Source organism: Parafrankia soli, from assembly GCF_001854695.1.
GTDB lineage: Bacteria > Actinomycetota > Actinomycetes > Frankiales > Frankiaceae > Parafrankia > Parafrankia soli.
Map to the genome: position 1 here is coordinate 19,439 of NZ_MAXA01000230.1, position 18,697 is coordinate 38,135.

Sequence of the window (18,697 nt, forward strand, 5' to 3'; positions counted from 1 at the left end):
ACACCCGGGGCATGGCACCGTGAGGGGCGTGCGTGTTCTGGTGGTCGAAGACTTCGAGATCCTGGCCCGGACCCTGGGCACCGGGCTGCGCCGTGAGGGCATGGCGGTCGACGTGGTCCTCGACGGCGCCGACGCTCTCGATCACCTGGCGGTGACGCGGTACGACGTGGTGGTCCTCGACCGGGACCTGCCCGGCGTGCACGGCGACGAGGTGTGCCGGCGGATCGCCGCCGCGCACTCGGCGAGCCGGGTACTGATGCTGACCGCCGCGAGCACCGTCAGGCAGCGCGTCGACGGACTCGGTCTGGGCGCCGACGACTACCTGCCGAAGCCGTTCGACTTCGCCGAGCTGGTGGCCCGGGTCCGGGCGCTGGGCCGCCGTCCCGCCGTGGCGCTGCCGCTGATCCTCGAGAGCGGGGACCTGACCCTCGACCCGACCCGCCGGGTCGCGTCCCGCGCCGGGCGCCGCCTGGATCTGAGCCCGAAGGAGTTCGCGGTCCTGCAGTGCCTGCTCTCCTCGGCCGGTCGGCTGCTCTCCGCGGAGGAGCTCCTGGAACGGGTGTGGGACGAGACCGCCGACCCGTTCACGACCGCCGTGAAGACGACGATCCGCCGCCTGCGGGCCAAGCTCGGTGATCCCCCGGTGATCCACACGGTCCGCGAGGGCGGCTACCGGATCGGTGAGTCGTGACGCTCCGGTGGACGCTGCGGACGCAGCTCACCCTGCTCTACGCGGGCCCGTTCCTCGTGTCGGGCGTCCTGCTGCTCTCCGTGCCGATCCTGCAGACCCGCCAGTCCGTCCCCGTGGGAGTCCCGCCCGGCCTCGGGACGAGCGCCCCGCCCGGCCCGGACACGTCCCGTCTCCTCACCGTCTCCGCGGTCGCCCTCGCCGCCATGGTGGTGATTTCGATCATCCTCGGCTGGCTGGTGGCGGGCCGCTTCCTGCGCCCGCTGCGCACCATGACCACGACAGCACGGGACATCTCCGCCACCAACCTGCACCGCCGGCTCGGGCCCCACCGGCGGCCCGGCGAGTTCACCGAGCTGGCGGGCACGCTGGACGACCTGTTCGAGCGGCTGGAGGCGGCGTTCGCGTCGCAGCGGCACTTCGTCGCCAACGCCTCCCACGAGCTGCGGACGCCCCTGACCGCCACACGGACGGTGCTGCAGGTGGCCCTCGCCGACCCGGACGCGACGGTCGACTCGCTGCGGGCCGCCTGCCAGGACGTGCTCGCCCTCGGCGAAGCACAGGAGAGCCTCATCGAGGCGCTGCTCACGCTGGCCGGCGGCGAGCAGGGGGTGGAACACGGAGAACCGTTCGATCTGGCGGTCGTCGCCCGCGGCGTCCTGCTGACCCGGCGGACCGGAGGCGTCGACGGCACCGGACGGGACGATGGCGTCGAGGTGATCAGCACGTTCGGCGCGGCGCCGACGGCCGGCGACCCACGGCTGGTCGAGAGCCTGGTGGCGAACCTGGTCGACAACGCGCTGCGGCACAACGTCCCCGGCGGACGAGTCGAGATCGTGACGGCGGCCACCAGGCACGGAGCACACCTCACGGTTCGCAACACCGGACCGGTCGTCCCACCGGACCAGGTCGAGCGGCTCTTCCAGCCGTTCCAGCAGCTCGGCGGCCAGCGGGTCCGGCGGGCCGCCGGGCACGGCCTCGGGCTGGCGATCGTCCGCGCCGTCGCGGGCACGCACGGCGCCACCCTGACCGCGCGCGCCCGGCCCGAGGGTGGCCTGGACATCGAGGTCCTCTTCCCTGGAGTCAGGATCCCCTGAGCCAGGCCTAAAGATCCACGCTGTCGTCGTCGACCGGGTCGTCGTCGACGAGGTAGGCGCCGCCGTCGTCGTCGAGGCCGAACGAGGCACCACCGGCTCCGGAGCCGGTGGTGCCGTAGTCCTCGGGGTGCTTCCACCCGCCGTCATCGGAGTGCTTCGCCTCGTGGCTCTCGTGATGCTCGTGGGTTCCGCCGGTCTCGTGGACCCCGTCGGTCTCGTGCGGGTCCGAGTCGTGGAGCTTCGTCTCCTCGGCGCCGGACGCGTCGTGGTGGGTGCCCGTAGCCGTCTCGGCGTTCGAGCCGTGGCCCGGGTCGAGGTCCCAGTCGTGGTCCCAGCCCTCGCCCCAGCCGGCGCCGTCGACGGAACCGGCGTCCAGGCCCGCGTCGCCGTGGCGGGTGACCGGGTCCGTCAGGTCCGGGTCGGCGTGATGCCCGGCATAGTCGTCGGCGTAGGCGCGGGCCCGGTCGAACTGGCTGGTGAAGATCGACATTCCTGCTCCCCGCGGGTCAGAAGGTGGATCAGAAGTCGACGAAACGGGGCGTGGCGACGGTATCCCGGGCGGCCCGGAGATGGTCCGCGACCGCGCCCCGCCCGACCCGGATCCCCGCCCCCGCGGGATAGCGTCGCAGCACGTCCAGCCGCGCGAGCCGGTACGCGACCGCGCTCAGCACCGCCTCCCGGGTGTGGACGGGCGCTCCGCGCAGCTCGGACGTCATCCGCCGCGCGGTCTCCCACCGTGGCGCGAACAGGTTCTCGGTGAGGACGTAGCCGAGCACCGGCAGGGTGGTCGAGACGAGGACGTTCCACCGGTCGAGCAGCGTCGCCCAGCCGCGCGCGGACTGCGCCCCCAGCTGCGCGGTCCGCTTCTCGCCCTGCGTGTAACGGCTGTAGGCCTGGGTCGCCCCCGACACCAGGAAGACCGGGTTCAGCAGCGCGGCGACGCCCAGGGAGACCGCCGTCCCGGTGTAGTTGGGGCGTGGCAGCGCCGCCGGGTCCAGGTCGAGCAGCCGGGTCGCCTGGGCGGCGAGCTGCGCGGTCTCCGCCGCCGCCCGCTGCACCGGCGTCAGCGCCGCCCGCAGCCGACCCTCCTGTGCCTTCAGCCAGGCGGGCTCGGCGCCACCGGTCACCGGTTCCAGCAGCAGGGCGTCGCGGTGGCGCACGAACGCGGGCAGCACCGAGCCGACCTGGTCGAGATGGCGCTGCAGCTCGACCAGGCCCTCCGCGAGGGTCGCGGCCGTCCGCGCCCGCGCCTCGTCGTCCGTGGGCTGTGGCACCGCCCGGCCCAGCTCGGCCGCGGTACCGTCACCGAGCAGCACGGCGTGCAGTTCGTAGAACGGCCCGAAGATCGTATAGAGGAAGTAGTCCTCCTCCAGCCCGACGGCCGCCCGCAGCATGTCGGGGACGGCCCGCGGCCCCGCGGTGGCGTGCCGGCCGGCCACGATGTCGGTGTGCACCGCGCGGACCAGTTCGAGCTGGCCGACGATCGAGACCTCGGCGTCGCCGGTCGCCACCCGCAGACCGGCCCGCTGCTCCTGGGACGTCCCCTCGACCGCGCGCAGGGCCGTGAACGGCAGGCGCAGCTCCAGGCCGGGACCGCGGACCCGCAGCGCGTCCGGCCCGACCGCGCAGACGACCGGCCGGCCGTCGGCGAGCTCGGCCGGGTACGGGCCGTCCGCCAGGGTTCGCTCGGCGGCGGTGCGCAGCGCCGGATGCTCCAGCAGGCGCCGGCCGAACACCGCCGACTCGCTCTGCACCGTCACCGGGCCGTGCTCCGGGTCGACGACGACGAACCGCTCGGCCGACCCGGCGACGCGCAGCCGCGAGTCGAACAGGTCGAACCTGGCCACCACCCGGGCGCTGTGATGCTCCTGCAGCTCGAGGGCGGTGTCGTCGAGCACGCAGTCGACCCTGGTGACCTCGGCGTCTCCCGCCAGGCCCCGCGCCGACACCGGGGCCGACGTCCCGATGGCGGCCGGCGCGTCCGAGGCGTCCGCCCGTACCGTCCCCGTTCCCGCCGCCGCCAGGAAGGCGTGCAGCACCTGCGGGGTGACCAGGTGCAGGACGACTCCGGTGAGGAACCGGCCGTCCAGGACGGCGCCGCCGCTGACCACCGCGACACTCGGGCCGCCCGGGCCGACGCCGATTCGGTTCAGCGGCCAGTCGAGCAGCGCCCGCCCGCGGGCCCGCAGCTCCAGCCGCCCGCCCCGCACGACCACGTACGCCGTCAGCTCCCGCGGCGCGGCGACGGCTGGTGTCGCCTCCATCGCGGACGGCGCGGCCGCGGTGGGCTCGGCCTCGTACAGCGGTGTCACCGAGACCGCGCACGGGCTGACGAAGGACGTCGATGCCGCGTCCGCCAGCAGCGCGCCCCGCAGGCCGGTGAGCAGCGCGAGCGCCTCGGTCGGCAACGGTGCCACGGTGGACGCGGCGAACGCCCGTCCCGCCGGTAGCCGCAGGTCGACGACGAGGCGGCCGCTGTGCTCGACGAGCTCCACCGTCGCGCCCGGGTCGACGGCCGGCTCGAGCGCGGTCACGGTGGTGGCCCCACCGAGGACGTTCGTGTCATGGACGTAGGCCGCGGGGTGGTCGGTGAGCACCAGCCGGCGGCTGCCCATCCGGGAGAAGCCCTGCGATCCGTGCTCCCGGAGCGGGAACCACGCGCTGTCGAACACCACCTGCCCGCGGATCCGCTCCAGCCCACCGGAGGCGGGCCCGCCTCCGGCCGGTCCGAGGGACGCCCGGCTGGCGGACGGCGGGTCGAGCGGCGTCGGATGCACAGGCGGGTCCTCGGTCTCGGGCTTCTCGTGTTCCTCGCCGGATGCGGCTCAGCGGTGGCTACAGCCGACGTCCACGGAGTGGAACCCTATCCGCACGTTAGCGCGGATCATCCCCATCGATGCCGGCCCCCTGTTCACCAGGTGCTGTTGACCAGGCCGGTGCCCAGATACACCTGGTCGAAGCCGTTGCCGTCGTTGTCGTCGGTGCAGGCGATCACGATCTGGCCCCACGGGTTGACGCCGAGCGCCGGCTCGTTCTGCTTGCCGGCGACGGTGCTGTGGACCCGCAGCCGGGGCAGCCGGCCGGTGACCGTGCCGTCCGGGTTGAGGCCCTGGGCGTGGACGTCGGTGGACTCGCCCCAGGACACCACCGCGTTGCGCTGGTCGTCGATGCCGGTCTGCGGGTCCGCCCCGGGCAGGACGACCTCAGGTCCGGCCGCGTTCGCCGCGCTGAAGGAACGGGCGCCGACCTGCGCGCTCCCGTTCTGGTCGGTCTCCCACGCGACGACCTGGTCGCCGTTGAGGTTCGCGGCCACCGACGGGTGGAGCTGGTTCCTCGAACGCGACCGCGAACCCGGGGCCGTCCGGGTCCGCCGCGACGTGCGCGTTGAGCTGCTGCCCGTCGGCGTTCGCGTTGGCCTGGGCCGAGCCGGTCACCGTGCCCGCGGTGTTCACCGCACGCACGGCGATGTTGTAGTACCCGTTGCCGTCAGGGTCCTCCGCCCAGATGACCACCGCGGTGCCGTCCTCGCGCAGGGCGACGTCGGRCTGGACGTGCCGCCAGCCGCCGCTCCCGCCCGCCGACAGCTTCTTCTCGTACAGCGACGTCCCGTCGCGGTACAGGCGGAAGTCCACCGTCATCTGGGTGGGTGTGGTGACGGTGCGGACGTAGCCGCGCCGGTTCCAGTTGAACTTCACATGCGGGTTGAGGCCGGACAGGCCGGTCCCGGCACCGGCGCCGTCCCCGCCTGAGGTGATCGAGGTGGACACCAGCTCGGTGCCGATCACCTTGTTCTGGGTCGTGTAGTCGTCCATGATGTCGGCCGCCCAGTGCTGGTGGACGTCTCCGGTGAGCACGACCGTGCTGGTGTTGCCGCGGGCCTGCCAGCCCGCCTGGATCCGGCCGCGGTTGGCGGTGTAACCGTCCCAGGCGTCCATGCTCTTCAAGCCGTCGGCGGCGGCGAGGCGCTGGGCGAAGAACACCTGCTGGCCGATGATGTCCCAGGTACCCAGGCGCTGGCCGAGGCCGTCGAGCAGCCATGCCTCCTGCGTCGCCCCGGTCAGCGTGCGTGCCGGGTCGTCGGCCGCGGCGCAGACCTTCGTGCCGTCACCGCACGCCTGGTCGTCCCGGTGCTGCCGGGTGTCGAGCATGTGGAAGGTGGCCAGGCTGCCCCAGCGCAGGCGCCGGTAGAGCTGCAGGTTCTCGTTAGCGGTACCAGTACTCCCGGTTGGGCTGCAGGCCGCCGACCTCGACATGCACGCTGTGCGCCCAGGCCTGGACGGCGGAGACCGAGCCGCTGGCGGCGAGCTGGGTGAAGTACTGGTCCGTGGCGACCTGCCACTCCACGGTGACGGCGCCGCTCGACATGCCGCCGAGCCCGTCCGTGGCGAGGGGCCTGGGCGCGAGGCGGGTCCACAGCACGAATCCGTCCGCGCTGGGCTCACCCGAGGCGACGCCCAGCGTGAACGGATAGGAGGCGGCACGGGCCGCCGCGGCACCCGCCAGCACCGTTCCCACACCCGCAATTCCGCCGAGAACGACGGACCGTCGGCTCACCTGGCTCATGAATGATTCCTACGACCTGCCGAAGCAACCGGAGGTGCGATCCAGAAAGCGTTCACGGCCCGTTGGCCAGTGCGATCCCAGGTCCCGTCTCGACGGATCATCCGTCATCTGCTCGACGCCTGGAACGGTCTATGCACACAGCACGGTTTATGGCAGGGGCACGGCCGCGGAAGAAACCAGGAGACGTGTTTCGCGCCAGGCCCGCCCACGGTGGCGGGGGATGTCGGGTCGAGCGGCGTCGAGCCGTTCAGGCACATGGCCGCGTACTGCCCGTCAGGGGCCGGATTCCCGCGCCGCGGGTGTGAGACGGGCGGACTCGATCTGATCGAGGTGTCGGGTGCTGTTGTGCTTGACGAGCTGCCAGCGTGCCGCCCCGAACTCCGGCGCGCGGTGTGACCACCAGGTGATCGAGCAGTGCGCCACGGCGAAACCGACCCCTGGGCGCGACGGCAGCCGCAGGAACCGTGTGTGGGCGGCCTCGACGGTCTCGGCGTGCGCGACGACGAGCACCCGCTGCTCCGGATGTCGTTCGATGATCTCTCCCAGAGCTGCCATCGCCCTGGCGAGGTACTGGTTCCAGCTTTCCGCGCCCTCGGCGAACGGCCGGTCCGGCTCGTCGCCGGGGCTGGCACCGAACGCGGCCCAGATCTCCGTCCAAGGCCGGCCGTCCGCGACGCCGTGCTGCGGCCCCGCCAGTGCCGGCTCGACGGTGACCGGCACGCCGAGCCCGCCGGTGGCGAGTTCCGCGGTCTCCCGGGCACGGCGCCTCGACGAGACGTAGACGGCGTCGAAAGGCTGGTCGTCGTGCATTCGGCGAAGCCGCCTGCCGAGCTGCCGCGCCTGGTCACGGCCACGTTCCGTCAGTCCGGTGCAGCCGATCTCGCCGCCCGCGACACGTCTGAGATTGCAGTGCGCCTCACCGTGCCGTGCGAGCAACAGGTCCGTCTCCATCGCCGCGATGCCCCCGTCTCGGAATGCGCCTGTCGCAGAGAGTGTCACTCACCACGCTGCGACGCGTACCGATTCGCGGAGGACGAATGCGCGAGCGGCTCAACGTCGGCACCTCAGCTGACGGAGCTGGGCGGGGAGCCTGGCGCCCAGGGATCGGGCGTGTACGCGGAGCCGGTGTCGCGTCGCCACTGCATCCATCGCTGGAGTTTGGTCAGGGGCGTGAATCCGCTCGCGGCGTAGTGGGCGTGCGCGTCTTCCGTCACCAACGTGAACTGCGAGATGCCGCGCAGCAGTCGATGCTGGAGCAGCCCGCACACCAGCCAGCGCCCAACACCTTTGCCACGATGGTCCGCATCGACGTAGACGTCGTCGATGAATCCGACGGCCACCCGGTCGGTCACGCAACGGGCGACTCCCCGCTGCCGACCAGCCGGATCGTAGACGCCCACGGTGAGGGAATGGTCGAGCGAGGTGTTCACAGCCTCCTGGCTGCGGCCACGCGACCAGGCGGCCTCCAGCGACAACCACCTCCACACCTGGTGGCGGTCCAGGAGCTCGGGACTGTCCGACAGCTTCCACCCCTCGGCCTGTAACGGCTGCCAGGGCGGGTTCGCCGGCCTGTCCAAAGAAGTGATCACGTTTTTCATTGTGTCGCCAGTCTCCCACCCGGGAGACTGGTCGAGGTGAAAGGCGCACGCGATTTCCACCGGTGGGTGGTGCGCCGGGACTTGCGCGCACCACCCACCGGTCGGGTCATCAGGCGATGAGGCTCACGTTGAGAACCTGGCCGACCACCGGGTGACGTAGGAGGAAGCTGGTCGGGTGATACGTCCGCTGGCCCGCGACGTCGCATCTCACCTGGACGGTCGCGGTGCTGGGGACGGAAGGATTGGCGAAGACGACTGAGAAGCGCCCGCCCACGCCCACCGAGGCGCCGTGCGGCTCCCCGCCGCCGCTGATCAGCAGCGACTCGGCCGAGCCGATCCTGCACTGGACGGTTCCGGCGACCGCCAGCGGCCTGTCGTGGCGGCCTCGGTGGCCATGTGCAGCTGCTCGGCCTCGATGATTTGACGAGCCAGATCCTGTTCGGAAATGAAAATTTATAAATAAAAATGACTGATTCGTGGAAGGCGGTCCGGGAGGGTCGGGGTGGCTCACGATCCGGCGTCCCTGCTCCGCTCCCACGCCGAGCCACGCGGCGATGTCGTTCGTCGTCCACACGGGGACGTGGCTTAGTTGTGGTCACAGCAAAAGCCTGGCGGGTGCAGCTGATTTAACCCGCTACTGTGGGTTATCCCTCCCAGTGGGGCGGCCCCGCCCGGTGTTAGCAGCACCGGAACGGGGCCTCGATCCGAACCCTGCCAAACCAGGAGCCCGAACCGTGCCATCCAGCATTCCACAACGCTCCGCCGTCTCCGCGATGTACTCCCACGTTCGCGCGCTCACGCTCGTCCCGACCGCCGTCGGCGGCCGGCTCGTGTCCGTGCGTGTCCTGCGTTCAGTCCTGCTCGCGATCGCCTACTACCTCGACGCGGCGGACTGGTCGGGAGCGTTCCCGTCCCGGTACCGCCTGGTCCGCCCAGCGCCAGCGCCAGGGCCGGCACCAGGGCCGGCACCGGCTTCGAGTCATGAGGACCGGGCACCCCGGTCTCCAGGACCGACGACGTCGTACGCCCTGACGCCGGGTCAGACCGACGGTGTGCGCGCTGTGCTGAGGCGTGCCGGGGTGGGAGCGATGGTCGCGGCCGCCTACCGGGCGCACCGGGTGGCTGATCCGGCCCGGTGGTGGTCGGCCTGGCTGAACATCTGGTCGGGCCTGCACACCCCGGCCCCGCCGACCGGCTCGGCGCCAGCGCCAGCGCCAGCGCCAGCGCCGGTTCCGGTCCCGGTGGTCGGTGACGCGGTGGCGGGGGTCGCCGCCTGCCGTGCCGCGCTCGTCGCGGCCGGACGGGGCCGAACTGGTGGCGCCCGGTAGTAGGGCGCCGCGTTGGTCAGATTCTCCGGGTGGCGAAGCGCGCGGGCTCGCGTATGACGGTGGGGGCGCCGGTCTCGGTGGCCTCGGGTCCTCAGCGCAGGGTCGAGGTGATCCACGGCTCGCAGGTGTCGGCGCTCTGGTGGTTGGTGTCCCACTTGCAGCCCCGCCACCGGAAGGAAAGGATCTCCGGCTGGGCGCCGGCGATGGAACCCGACCACTCGACCGGGTCGCAGTCCCCGGAAAGATATTTGCTGCTCTCACGCGGGTTCCCCTGCGAATCCTGGTAGGCGTACTGGACGTAGATGCTCCAGGCGTCGCCGCAGGCGACGTCCTTGACCGTGAAGGAGTTGCGGCCCTTCTCCAGGTTGGCGGTTCCACTGTTGAACCAGATCCAGCCGGCAGTGCCTCCGGCGCCGTGGAGGACGAGCTGGCTGGTCGTCCCGCCGTCCGGGTCGGGCGGCGGGCGGGTGGCGGACGGTGCCGGCGGGACCTGCGCGGGCGGGCCTGGTGCCTGTGGGTCTGGTGCCTGCGGGTTCGGTGTCGGCGTCGGTGTCGAGTGCGGTGGCGCGCCGGCCGTGGGCGCGGCGGTGGGTCCGGCGGTTGCGGAGCGCCGCGGCGGCTGTCCGAGATCCGGGGCGCCGGAAGCTCCCTCCGGGGTGCTGTCGCCGGCTGCCGGCGATCCGGGAGGACCTGCGCTCGGCAGGGCCGGGGTCGCGGTGGCCGTGGGGTCCGGTCCGGTCCGGTCGGCGGAGAGAGCGGACGACCGGGAATCGGACCCGGGGCGAAGGGCGGCGGTGCCGCCCGCGACCGGACTGTTCCCCGGGGGACGACTCGCGGCGATCAGCATCGCCAGGCCCGCGCCCGCGCCCGCGACCAGCAGCGCCGCCACCGCCACGGCCGGCACCAGAGCGCGCGACGGGCGGCGGCCGATCGAGTCGACGAGTCACGTCACCCAGCGAGCGGGGATGTCCCTCAGCCGTGATGGCGGGCCAGGTGGCGGTGACGGCGGGTCGGGCAGCCGTGGCGGCTCTGGCGGCGACGCCCACGCCGTCGAGGTCGGGCTCGGCGTTCAACCTGCGTAGCGCGGAGGCGACCGGAGTGTTCACCGGCTCGCCGGCGAACGGCTGGCGTCCGGTCGCCGCGAAGGCCACACAGAGGGCCCAGGCGAACACATCCGCCGCGGGGCCGGCGCGCTCCCCGAGGAGCTGTTCGGGTGCCATCCAGGCAGCCGTTCCGATGACGTTCCCGGTGTCGGTCAGTGCTGTCTCGTCGAGGGCGCGGGCGATACCGAAGTCGACGACCTTCGGACCATCCCGTCCGAGCAGAATGTTCGCGGGCTTGAGATCACGGTGCACGAGCCCCACCTGGTGCACGGCGACGAGCGCGCTCGCCAGACCCGCGGCGAGGCTGACCACCCGGCGTCCGTCGAGGCGTCCTTCCTCCGCCACGGCCCTGGCCAGGGTGACGCCGTCCACGTATTCGGTGGCCATCCACGGTGGATCCGCGTCGACATCGGCGGCCCGCACCTCGGCGACGAAACTGCTACGCACCCGCCGCGCCGCGGCCACCTCCGGCGGAACCGTGCGTGGAACTCCTGGTGTGCGGCCAGATCGGGCCGGATGATCTTCAGTGCCGTCGACTGGCTGTCCGCGCCGAACGCGAGATAGACGGCGCCCATGCCACCTGAGCCCAGCCGCGCGTCCAGCCGGTACCCGCCGACGCTCCTGGGGTCGGCCTCTGTCAGCGGTGCCAGCACACCCCGTCCCCCGTCGTCCTGGCCCGAGGCGCCCAGCGCAACAAGCCCATCGCTGACCGCGGCCGAGCCGATCATCGTTACCCTGCCGGCACCTGCGAGCGGCGTCAACGTGACTTGTCGGTGTTCGAGCCTTCCGGGCCCCGCGACTGGCCCGCCTACTGTGGGAACGCGACGTCGAACTTGTCGGCCTGCCCGCGATCATCGGTCGTCGTCCGCGGCCATCAGCCGTCGTCCGCATGGCCCGGCCGCCGCGGTGGACACCGCACCGAAGCGAGGAGACCGTGCCAGCTGGCGACAGAGGTTTCGTCGTTCGCGACACCCGCATCGCGTACGAGAACCCGTGGATGCGGGTCCGGGAGGATGCCATCGTTCGGGCCGACGGCAGCCCCGGCCTTTTCGGTGTGGTCGAGAAGTCGGACTTCGCCCTGATCATCCCTGTCGACACTGATGGCGTGTGGCTGGTCGAGTAGTTTCGCCACCCGGTCAACGGCCGCTACTGGGAGTTCCCCCAGGGGTCCTGGGAGGACCAGCCGGAAGTCGGGCCCGCGGAACTGGCCGAGGCCGAACTACGGGAGGAGACCGGGCTCCGGGCCGGCCGGCTCGACCATCTGGGGCAGATCTTCACCGCCTACGGCTACGCCGACCAGGCGTGTCAGGTCTGGCTGGCCACTGAGCTCTCCCCCGGACAGCGCGAGCTCTCCGTGGAGGAGCAGGATCTCGTGACACGTCGTTTCAGTCACCGCGAGTGGGGCGACCTGCTCTCCGGAGGAGTCATCAAGGACGCCTCGTCCCTGGCGGCCTGGGCGTTGCTGTGCGCGAGCCCGCTGCGGGAGCGGGCATTCGGACGAGCGGTCAGTTTTCCAGGGTCGTGAAGCGGACGGGTTCGCGCAGGACGGTGGTGGCTGCGGGGAGGTCGGCGAGGCGGGTGGCGAGTGTCGCTTCGGCCAGGCGCGGGGGTAGCGCGGTGTTGAACTTCAGGCCGGCCAGCGCCTCGTCGGTGACGTGGGGCAGGCAGAGGCGGGATTCCAGGTCCGCGGTCGCGGCCCTCCACTCGGGTGGGGTCAGGTCGCTGCGTAGGCGCAGGTAGGAGGCGGTCGGGGCCTGGAGCGGGTCGGCGAGGTCGCCGAGGCTCGCGACGAGGGTGCGGTTGGCGCGTTCGCCGGCCCAGGTCCACCAGCGGACGTCGGTCAGGTCCTCCGTCCGGACGATCATCGTGCCGCCCGGGTGGACGACGTCCAGATGGTTCTCGCGGACGGTCGCCAGCCGCTGCGTCGCCCGGCGGGTGAGGGGGACCGGCGGGTCGGTGCCGAGCAGGACGTCCCGCATCGCCCTGGTCAGCTCGAAGGACAGCCCGCCGTCGGCGGACGTCAGCCAGCGGGCCCGGCCGCCGCCCTCGGCGGGCTCGACGAAGCAGCGGCGGCGTTTCCAGTCGATGTGGGTGACCCGCCAGCTGCGGCCGGCGAGCAGCAGCAGCCGCGGGCCCTCGACCGGGTCGGTGAGCAGAACCGGGTCGGTGCGGCCGATCTCGTCCCGGCCGTGCAGGACGGTGAACTCGGGTGCCGCGGTGAAGACCGCGGTCAGCTCGGAGAAGTGCCGGTGGCCGAAGAGACGCTCCGCCTCGGGTCCGATGAACAGCATGCCGCCGTCGGAGTCCAGGTAGCCCGCGCGGACGAGGTGCCGCACGATCGGCTCCGCCGAACGGTCGAAGGGCGCGAGGCCGTTCCACTCGTCCGCCCACGTCCGGTCGCCGATCCGGTTCTCCTGGAGGCAGTAGGCGAGCACCTGCTGGGCGACGATGTGCCGGGGCTCCGGCGGGGCGACGACCGGCTCGACCCAGCCCTGGCCCCACAGCGACAGCAGCCCGGCGGCGTGCACGAGCGCGCTCTCGGTCAGGGTGAGGAACAGGCAGTTGCGGGTGGTGCCCGCCCGGCGGCCGGTGCGGCCGAGGCGCTGCAGGAACGAGGCGACGGTTCCCGGGGCGTTGATCTGGATGACCCGGTCGAGGTCGCCGACGTCGATGCCCAGCTCCAGCGTGCTGGTCGCGACGATCACGCAGTCCCGGGCCTGGGCGAAGGCGTCCTCGGAGCGGCGCCGCTCCTCGGCGGACAGCGACGCGTGCGAGAGGAACGTCGCCACACCGAGGGCGCGCAGCGCCTGGCCGAGCTCCTCGACGGTCTTCTTCGAGTCGCAGAACACGAGCCGCTTCTCGCCCCGGTGCAGGGTGGCCAGCACCTTCGCCGCGTTCGTCACCGACCCGACGTAGTCCAGCTCGACCTCGCCCGGCGGCACCGTGACCGGTCCGGCCGCCGTGGCCGATGAGGCGGTCGGCAGATCCGGCGCTATGACGTGGGCCGGGCGCCGGCCCGCGCCCGAGCCCTGCAGCCAGCGCAGCAGCTCGGTCGGGTTTCCGACGGTCGCAGACAGGCCGATGACCTGCAGCTCCCAGCGCGGCTCCGCCCCGGCGGCGGCAGGCGGGCCATCCGGCGCGTCCCGCGGGACGGGCGTGGTGTTCCGCGGAACACCACGATCACCGTGCGCCGAGGCCTGTTCGGCGGCGACGATCCGGCGCAGTCGTTCCAGGACGGCGAGCAGGTGCCACCCGCGGTCGTCGCCGGCGAACGCGTGGACCTCGTCGACGATCACGGTGCGGACGCCGGCGAAGAAGCCGCGATGGTCGGTGCGGAGGCTGACGAGCATCGCCTCCAGCGACTCGGGCGTGGTGAGCAGGACGTCGGGCCGTTCCCGGCGAATCCGGTTGCGCCGGCTTTCGGCGACGTCGCCGTGCCAGACGGCGGCCTGCCGCCCGAGCCAGCCGGTGTAGGTCCCCAGCCGGGGCGTCAGGTTGTTCAGCAGAGCCTTCAACGGACACAGGTACAGGACGGACGTCCCCGGCCAGTTCTCGGCCGCCATCCGGGACAGGATCGGGAACGTCGCCGCCTCGGTCTTGCCGCCGGCGGTCGGCGCGAGCAGCAGCGCGTCCGCACCGGCGAGCAGCGGCGCGACCGCCTCCTCCTGCAACGGCCGCAGCCCCGGCCACTGCAGGGTGTTCACGATGTGGTGCAGCACCACCGGGTGCAGCAGATCCGCCGCGTCGGCGGCGGGCGCCTCCGGCCGCGCGGTCAATCCAGGTCCAGGTCGATGTCGTCGGCGTGGGCGTGGGCGTGGGCGGCGTTGCGTTCCAGGTCGGTCATCTCGGCCGTCCCGATGGTCAGCGGGTAGTCGCGCCGGGGGTCGAAGTCGTCGAACTGGTCGACCCGGTCGAGGACGTCCCCGACGAGCTTCTTCAGGAACAGCCGGGGTGCCACCCCCACCTTCCCGCCTAGACGGCCGGCGACCGCCCCGGCCAGCTCACCGAGATAGGCGTCGTCGACGAGCCGGTCGATCCGACCGGCCGCATCAGCGGGCAGGCCGGCCGTGTACAGGTCGCGGACCCGCCCGCCGAGCTCGACCAGCGACGCCCCGGTGAACCCGGCCAGCCGCAGCTGCACGGCCCGCGGGTTGTCGAACCTCGGGTCGGCGGTGAAGTCGGTCGCCAGCCGCTGCGCGAGCGGGGCGAGCCGCGCCACCCCCTGCTGGCCGTCGTAGAAGGCCGGCGTTCCGGTGATGACGAGGAACAGGCCGGGGAAACGGCCGCTGTGCACCTCGTCGATGAGCTGGCGCAGCGCGTTCAGCGCCTTGTCCCGCGCGTCGGAACGGACCCGCTGAAGCGTCTCGACCTCGTCGAGGACGACGAGCAGGCCACGGAAGCCGCTGTCGCGCAGCACCACCAGCAGCCCCTGCAGGAAGCCGAGCGCCCCGAAATGGTCCAGGTCGCCGCGCACCCCGGCGGCCCGCCGGGCGGCCGCCGCGACATGCGGCTGCCCGCCGAGCCAGGCCAGCACCGCCGCCGCCGTCGCCTCGTCGCCGGCGGCCAGCGCCGCCCGGTAGCCGCGCAGCGCCGCCGCGAACGCGGGCGCCGTCCGGCCGACGTCGGCGAGCCGCCGGTCGACCAGCTCGCCGACGGCCCGGTCGAGCGCCGTGGTGTCGTCGCCCGCCGCTGCGCCGCCCGCGGCCCCGTCGGCGGCGAGGACGTCCTCCTCCAGCGCGTAGAACCAGCCGTCGACGACCTGGCGCAGCGCGCTCGGCGGGAACGTCGCGGTGGTCAGCCGCTCGGTCAGCCGGCGGTAGACGGTCTCCAGCCTGTGCAGCGGGGTCTCGTTCTCCGAGATCTGCACCTCGGCGGTCGCCAGGCCCGCCTTCTTCGCCCGCTCGGCGAGCCAGCGGGTGAAGAACGTCTTCCCCGAGCCGTACTCGCCGCGGACCGCCTTGAACACCGACCCGCCGGCGGCGACGGCGGCCAGGTCCTCGGCGGCGACGCGTTCGAACCGGCCCAGCCCGACCGCGAGCAGGTCCAGCCCGGCCGCCGGCACCGCGCCGCGGCGCAGCGCGTCCAGCACGTCCCGCCGCCGCGCCGCGCTGACCTGGCCGGCCGTCACAGGGTCAGCCCGAACTGGGCGCGCAGCAGGTCGACGTTGAGGCGCAGCGTGTGGCCGTCGTCGATCGGCGCCAGCACAGGGTAGTTGTCGATGTTGAACAGGCGCTGCAGGTTGACGGCGAAGCCGCCGGCCCGCGCCGGTCGCTCGCCGGCCCGTTCGGCGACGACGCTCGTCGCCAGGGTGCCGTTCGCGTCGAGCAGCGCCCGCACCGCCGCCTCGACCTTCTCCGCCGGCACCTTGCGGGCCAGCCCGTCGAGCTGGGACCGGAACAGTTCGGACGCGAGCAGCCCGGCGACGAGGACGTCGACCGGGTCCTCCCTGCCGCCGGCCGTCGCCGTACTTGCGCCCGCGCCCGCGCCCGCGTCCGCGTCCACCGGACCGGCCGCCCCCTCAGCCGTGGCCGCCGGACCGGTCGCCGTCCTACCCGCGGGCACCTCGGCAGCGGGAAGGTCGAACAGCGCCGGGCCGGTCTGCTCCTCCGTGGGCCTGCGCCGCTTGCGGGGGAGCGCCATCGTCTCCCCAGCCTCCTCCACTGGGACGGCGCCGCCGTGCTGCCCGACCGGCCCGGTGGCGCTTGCGCCGAGGCCACCGAGGAGGTCCGTCGTCTCCAGTGACCACCAGCGCGGGCGCTGGTCGGGCAGCGGGCGCCAGCCGGGCGGCGGGTTGCGGCTCGTCGACGCCGCGGAAAGGCGGAACGGCAGGAACGCCAGCACGGGCACCGTCACCTCGGCCGGTGACGCGCCGCCGTGATAGCCGCCCTTGCGGCCCAGGTAATGCACGGCCGGGTCCCAGAGCGCGACGATCCGCCCGTCGGGCGCGAGCACCCGCGGCCCGGCCAGCGCCACCTCGCCGTCAAGGAGGTCGCCGTCCCGGGAGTCGCCGCCGCCCGAGCCGGGGACGCGGTGCCGGGCGGACGCGGCGTCGTCGGCGGTCAGCGTCTCGGCGCGATGGTCGACGACATGGCCGTGGTCGCTGGTCAGGATGACTGACCGCCCGGCGGTCCGGGCGTAGCCCAGCACCGCGCGCAGCCGGCCGACATCGGCCAGGCTCCAGCCGCCGTCGTCGCGCTGCCGGCCCTTCTCGAGCGTGTCGTCGACCGTGTTGATCACGACCGCCACCAGCGGGGTGTCCGAGGTGAGTGCGTCGGTGAGCTCCCCGTCGAGCGCGGTGCCCGGCACGCCGGGCAGATCGGAGTGGTGGAACAGCCGGGCGGTCCGCCGGCCCCAGCGTGGATGGTTCTCGAACCCGGCCTTCTCCGTCGCCTTGTCGCCGGTGAGCAGCCGGCCGGCGAGCAGCGACGTCCGCGAGGTCGCGGTCACCGTCGGCAGCACGGCGACGGCCGCCCGCCGCCGGGCGGGGCCGGCCGGCTCCCCGTCGAGGGAGCCGAGCGGGTCGCACTCCTCCCAGCGTTCGCGCCGCAGCTCGGCGGCCAGCTGGGCGGCGACGGCGGCGCTCATCCCGTCGAGCACGACCAGCAGCGCCCGGCCGCCGCGCGCGGTCACGACCGGCGCGACCACCCGGTCGAGAACCTCCTCGACGCACAGCGGCCCGCCCGGCGCGGCCGCCCCCGCCGGCCGGCCGGTGGGGGTCCACAGGGCGAGGAGCCGCGCGAAGGTCGCGTCGACGGTGCGGCGACGCAGGGCCACCACCTGGTAAAGATCGCTGTATGCCGTGCCGATCGCGGGCGCCGGGGTGCCGGCAGCCAGGTGGCCGAGCGCGATGTCGGCCCAGGCACCGTCGTCGAGGTGGGTGTCGAGGGCCCCGGCCAGCGTCGTCGGCCCGTCGGCCCGCTCCCGGCCTGGGCGTGGCCCGTCCGCGGGGCGGGCGGCGGCGAGCGAACCGGTGGGCTGGGTGGCGAGCCAGCTGACGAGTCGGCCGGCCATCGCGGCCCGCTCCACCTCGGGACGGTCGACGCCGGCCAGCAGGTGCCCGCGCAGCGATCCGACCGCGGCCACGACGTCGCGGGCCGCCCGCGCGAGCAGCGTGCGGTGGAGCCCGGCCCCGGCGGCGGTGAGGAAGTCGCCGACCGTGGCGGCGACGGCGGCCAGCCGGTGGTCGAACCCGGCCCGCAGGATGTCGCTCGCGGTGCCGGCCGCCCGGGCGTCCAGGTCACCGAGCAGCCGGTCCGCGGTGTCGAGTAGGGCCGGGAGGCCGTCATCCGGGTGCAGCGTCGCCGACGCGCCGGCGGCCCCGTCGAGGCCGAGCCGGCCCACACCCGGGCGGGTGGCCACCGGCGTCGTCGTGACCACCTCGCGCACGGCCTCGGCGAACGCCCGCATGGTCGCGTCGTCGAGACGGACATCGCCGAAGTAACGCTCCATCCGGACCCTGGCCCGTTCGACCGCCCGCTCGACCGCCGCCGCGTCCCCGGCGGGCGGCGCGGCTGGCGCGGGCGCCGCGGTCGGTGTGGTCGGTGTGGGCGGGTGGGCGGCGTCGCGGTGGGCCGGCGGCCACAGGCAGTCGCAGACTAGGCCGACGGCGAGCGCCCGCTCGCCGTTGCCGGCGGCGACCAGGGTGAACAGGGCCCGTCCCGCGCGACCGGTCCGCTCGACCAGGTAGTCGGTGAGGCCGGCGCGCTCGTCGTCACCGAGTCGGCGCAGCGCCTCGGTGGCGCCGGGCGCCGTCGTCCAGCGCAGCAGGGTGGCGATGTCCAGGTCGGCGGCGCCCAGACCCAGCTCGGTCAGGCCGAGCCGGACGGCGGCCAGCTCCGCCAGCGCGTCCTCCCGGCTGAGCAGGCCGCCGGGCCGGCGCGGCCAACCGGCCGGAGGGCGGGCCTCCAGCAGTGCCTGCGCGACCCAGCGGTTCTCGGGCGCGCGCAGCCGCGGGTCGGCCTGGGTGGCGCCGAAGTCCTCCAGGACGGCGAGCCACGGCTCGATGACGTCGATCCGCTGCCGGTAGACCTGGGCCAGGACGGAGTCGCCCAGCGTCTCCTCGTCGGCGTCGGTGAGCAGCACCAGCCAGCCGTCCTCGACCGGGTCGCGCGCCCAGCGGGTGACCTCTTCGAGCACGGCGAGCGGCGACACGCACGGCACCACCCGGACCGGCCGGTCACCGACGTCCAGCTTCTCCGGCGCCGGCCAGACCGGCTGGGCGCGGACGAGCAGGACGCGCGGCTGGCCGCCGTGATCGCCCTGCGCGGCGCGCCGCAGCTGGGCGACCCGGTTCCGCACGACGGCCGGAGTCACCCGAGGG

The 18,697-nt window shown here is 73.6% G+C and carries 16 protein-coding genes and 1 pseudogene; 5 read left to right on the forward strand and 12 right to left on the reverse strand.

Going from position 1 to position 18,697, the window contains the following annotated elements; all coding sequences use genetic code 11:
- Nucleotides 1-28 precede the first annotated feature (28 nt).
- Nucleotides 29-691 carry a response regulator transcription factor gene (locus BBK14_RS22710; RefSeq protein WP_071065295.1) on the forward strand — a complete coding sequence of 221 codons (663 nt, stop codon included), beginning with the start codon at nt 29-31 and terminating at the stop codon, nt 689-691.
- A complete protein-coding gene (locus BBK14_RS22715) occupies nt 688-1,785 on the forward strand; it encodes a sensor histidine kinase (RefSeq protein ID WP_083391180.1) in 1,098 nt (365 codons plus the stop codon). Before BBK14_RS22710 ends, BBK14_RS22715 begins: the two co-directional genes overlap by 4 nt.
- Before the next feature lie 7 nt (nt 1,786-1,792).
- On the opposite strand, the gene BBK14_RS22720 is transcribed toward BBK14_RS22715, so the two are convergent.
- From BBK14_RS22720 to BBK14_RS22750, 7 genes are all read right to left on the reverse strand, one after another.
- Nucleotides 1,793-2,275 carry a hypothetical protein gene (locus BBK14_RS22720; RefSeq protein ID WP_071065296.1) on the reverse strand — a complete coding sequence of 161 codons (483 nt, stop codon included), beginning with the start codon at nt 2,273-2,275 and terminating at the stop codon, nt 1,793-1,795.
- A 28-nt stretch (nt 2,276-2,303) separates the two neighbouring features.
- Nucleotides 2,304-4,562, reverse strand: coding sequence for a hypothetical protein (locus tag BBK14_RS22725; RefSeq protein ID WP_071065297.1), 2,259 nt, complete (start codon nt 4,560-4,562; stop codon nt 2,304-2,306).
- A gap of 134 nt (nt 4,563-4,696) precedes the next feature.
- Nucleotides 4,697-5,098, reverse strand: a complete 402-nt coding sequence (locus BBK14_RS40465; RefSeq protein WP_071065298.1) for a hypothetical protein — start codon at nt 5,096-5,098, stop codon at nt 4,697-4,699.
- Nucleotides 4,989-6,038 (reverse strand): alkaline phosphatase D family protein, encoded by a 1,050-nt coding sequence (locus tag BBK14_RS42945; RefSeq protein WP_241831763.1) that lies wholly within the window; start codon nt 6,036-6,038, stop codon nt 4,989-4,991. Before BBK14_RS42945 ends, BBK14_RS40465 begins: the two co-directional genes overlap by 110 nt.
- Entirely contained in the window at nt 5,989-6,348 is a 360-nt protein-coding gene (locus tag BBK14_RS42950) for a PhoD-like phosphatase N-terminal domain-containing protein (protein WP_241831764.1), read from the reverse strand. Before BBK14_RS42950 ends, BBK14_RS42945 begins: the two co-directional genes overlap by 50 nt.
- Before the next feature lie 273 nt (nt 6,349-6,621).
- On the reverse strand, nt 6,622-7,299 hold the full coding sequence (locus BBK14_RS22745; RefSeq protein ID WP_071065301.1) for a histidine phosphatase family protein: 678 nt from the start codon (nt 7,297-7,299) through the stop codon (nt 6,622-6,624).
- Nucleotides 7,300-7,412: 113 nt separating this feature from the next.
- Nucleotides 7,413-7,946 (reverse strand): GNAT family N-acetyltransferase, encoded by a 534-nt coding sequence (locus BBK14_RS22750; protein WP_071065319.1) that lies wholly within the window; start codon nt 7,944-7,946, stop codon nt 7,413-7,415.
- A 734-nt stretch (nt 7,947-8,680) separates the two neighbouring features.
- Between BBK14_RS22750 and BBK14_RS22760 the strand changes: the two genes are divergently transcribed.
- Nucleotides 8,681-9,274, forward strand: a complete 594-nt coding sequence (locus tag BBK14_RS22760; protein ID WP_131802398.1) for a hypothetical protein — start codon at nt 8,681-8,683, stop codon at nt 9,272-9,274.
- A gap of 91 nt (nt 9,275-9,365) precedes the next feature.
- Here the strand turns inward: BBK14_RS22760 and BBK14_RS39060 are convergent, their stop codons facing one another.
- A complete protein-coding gene (locus tag BBK14_RS39060; protein WP_198541398.1) occupies nt 9,366-10,169 on the reverse strand; it encodes a hypothetical protein in 804 nt (267 codons plus the stop codon).
- Between the two features lie 190 nt (nt 10,170-10,359).
- Nucleotides 10,360-11,397, reverse strand: a pseudogene (locus tag BBK14_RS35780) (serine/threonine-protein kinase); the annotation flags it as partial.
- Between BBK14_RS35780 and BBK14_RS40480 the strand changes: the two are divergent.
- Nucleotides 11,312-11,500 carry a hypothetical protein gene (locus BBK14_RS40480; RefSeq protein WP_241831765.1) on the forward strand — a complete coding sequence of 63 codons (189 nt, stop codon included), beginning with the start codon at nt 11,312-11,314 and terminating at the stop codon, nt 11,498-11,500. The pseudogene BBK14_RS35780 and the gene BBK14_RS40480 sit on opposite strands and share 86 nt — an antisense overlap.
- A gap of 249 nt (nt 11,501-11,749) precedes the next feature.
- Complete coding sequence (locus BBK14_RS40485) at nt 11,750-11,902, forward strand: hypothetical protein (RefSeq protein ID WP_241831766.1); 153 nt, start codon at nt 11,750-11,752, stop codon at nt 11,900-11,902.
- Here BBK14_RS40485 and BBK14_RS22780 read toward each other — a convergent pair.
- The 3 genes from BBK14_RS22780 to pglZ are packed head-to-tail and all read right to left on the reverse strand — an operon-like array spanning nt 11,883 to nt 18,675.
- The gene (locus BBK14_RS22780; protein WP_071065305.1) at nt 11,883-14,153 is read right to left on the reverse strand and encodes a DEAD/DEAH box helicase; all 2,271 of its coding nucleotides are present in this window, start codon (nt 14,151-14,153) and stop codon (nt 11,883-11,885) included. The genes BBK14_RS40485 and BBK14_RS22780 overlap by 20 nt on opposite strands.
- Nucleotides 14,150-15,505 carry a BREX system ATP-binding protein BrxD gene (gene brxD / locus BBK14_RS22785; RefSeq protein WP_071065306.1) on the reverse strand — a complete coding sequence of 452 codons (1,356 nt, stop codon included), beginning with the start codon at nt 15,503-15,505 and terminating at the stop codon, nt 14,150-14,152. Before brxD ends, BBK14_RS22780 begins: the two co-directional genes overlap by 4 nt.
- Nucleotides 15,502-18,675: a BREX-2 system phosphatase PglZ gene (gene pglZ, locus BBK14_RS22790; protein ID WP_241831767.1), complete on the reverse strand. Its 3,174-nt coding sequence runs from the start codon at nt 18,673-18,675 to the stop codon at nt 15,502-15,504. Before pglZ ends, brxD begins: the two co-directional genes overlap by 4 nt.
- Between the last annotated feature and the right edge of the window lie 22 nt (nt 18,676-18,697).

Excerpts from the sequence above, each read along its gene's own strand:
- BBK14_RS22720 (WP_071065296.1), bottom strand. The coding sequence starts at position 2,275 with ATGTCGATCTTCACCAGCCAGTTCGACCGGGCCCGCGCCTACGCCGAC.
- BBK14_RS42950 (WP_241831764.1), bottom strand. The coding sequence starts at position 6,348 with ATGAGCCAGGTGAGCCGACGGTCCGTCGTTCTCGGCGGAATTGCGGGT.
- BBK14_RS22745 (WP_071065301.1), bottom strand. The coding sequence starts at position 7,299 with ATGGAGACGGACCTGTTGCTCGCACGGCACGGTGAGGCGCACTGCAAT.
- BBK14_RS22750 (WP_071065319.1), bottom strand. The coding sequence starts at position 7,946 with ATGAAAAACGTGATCACTTCTTTGGACAGGCCGGCGAACCCGCCCTGG.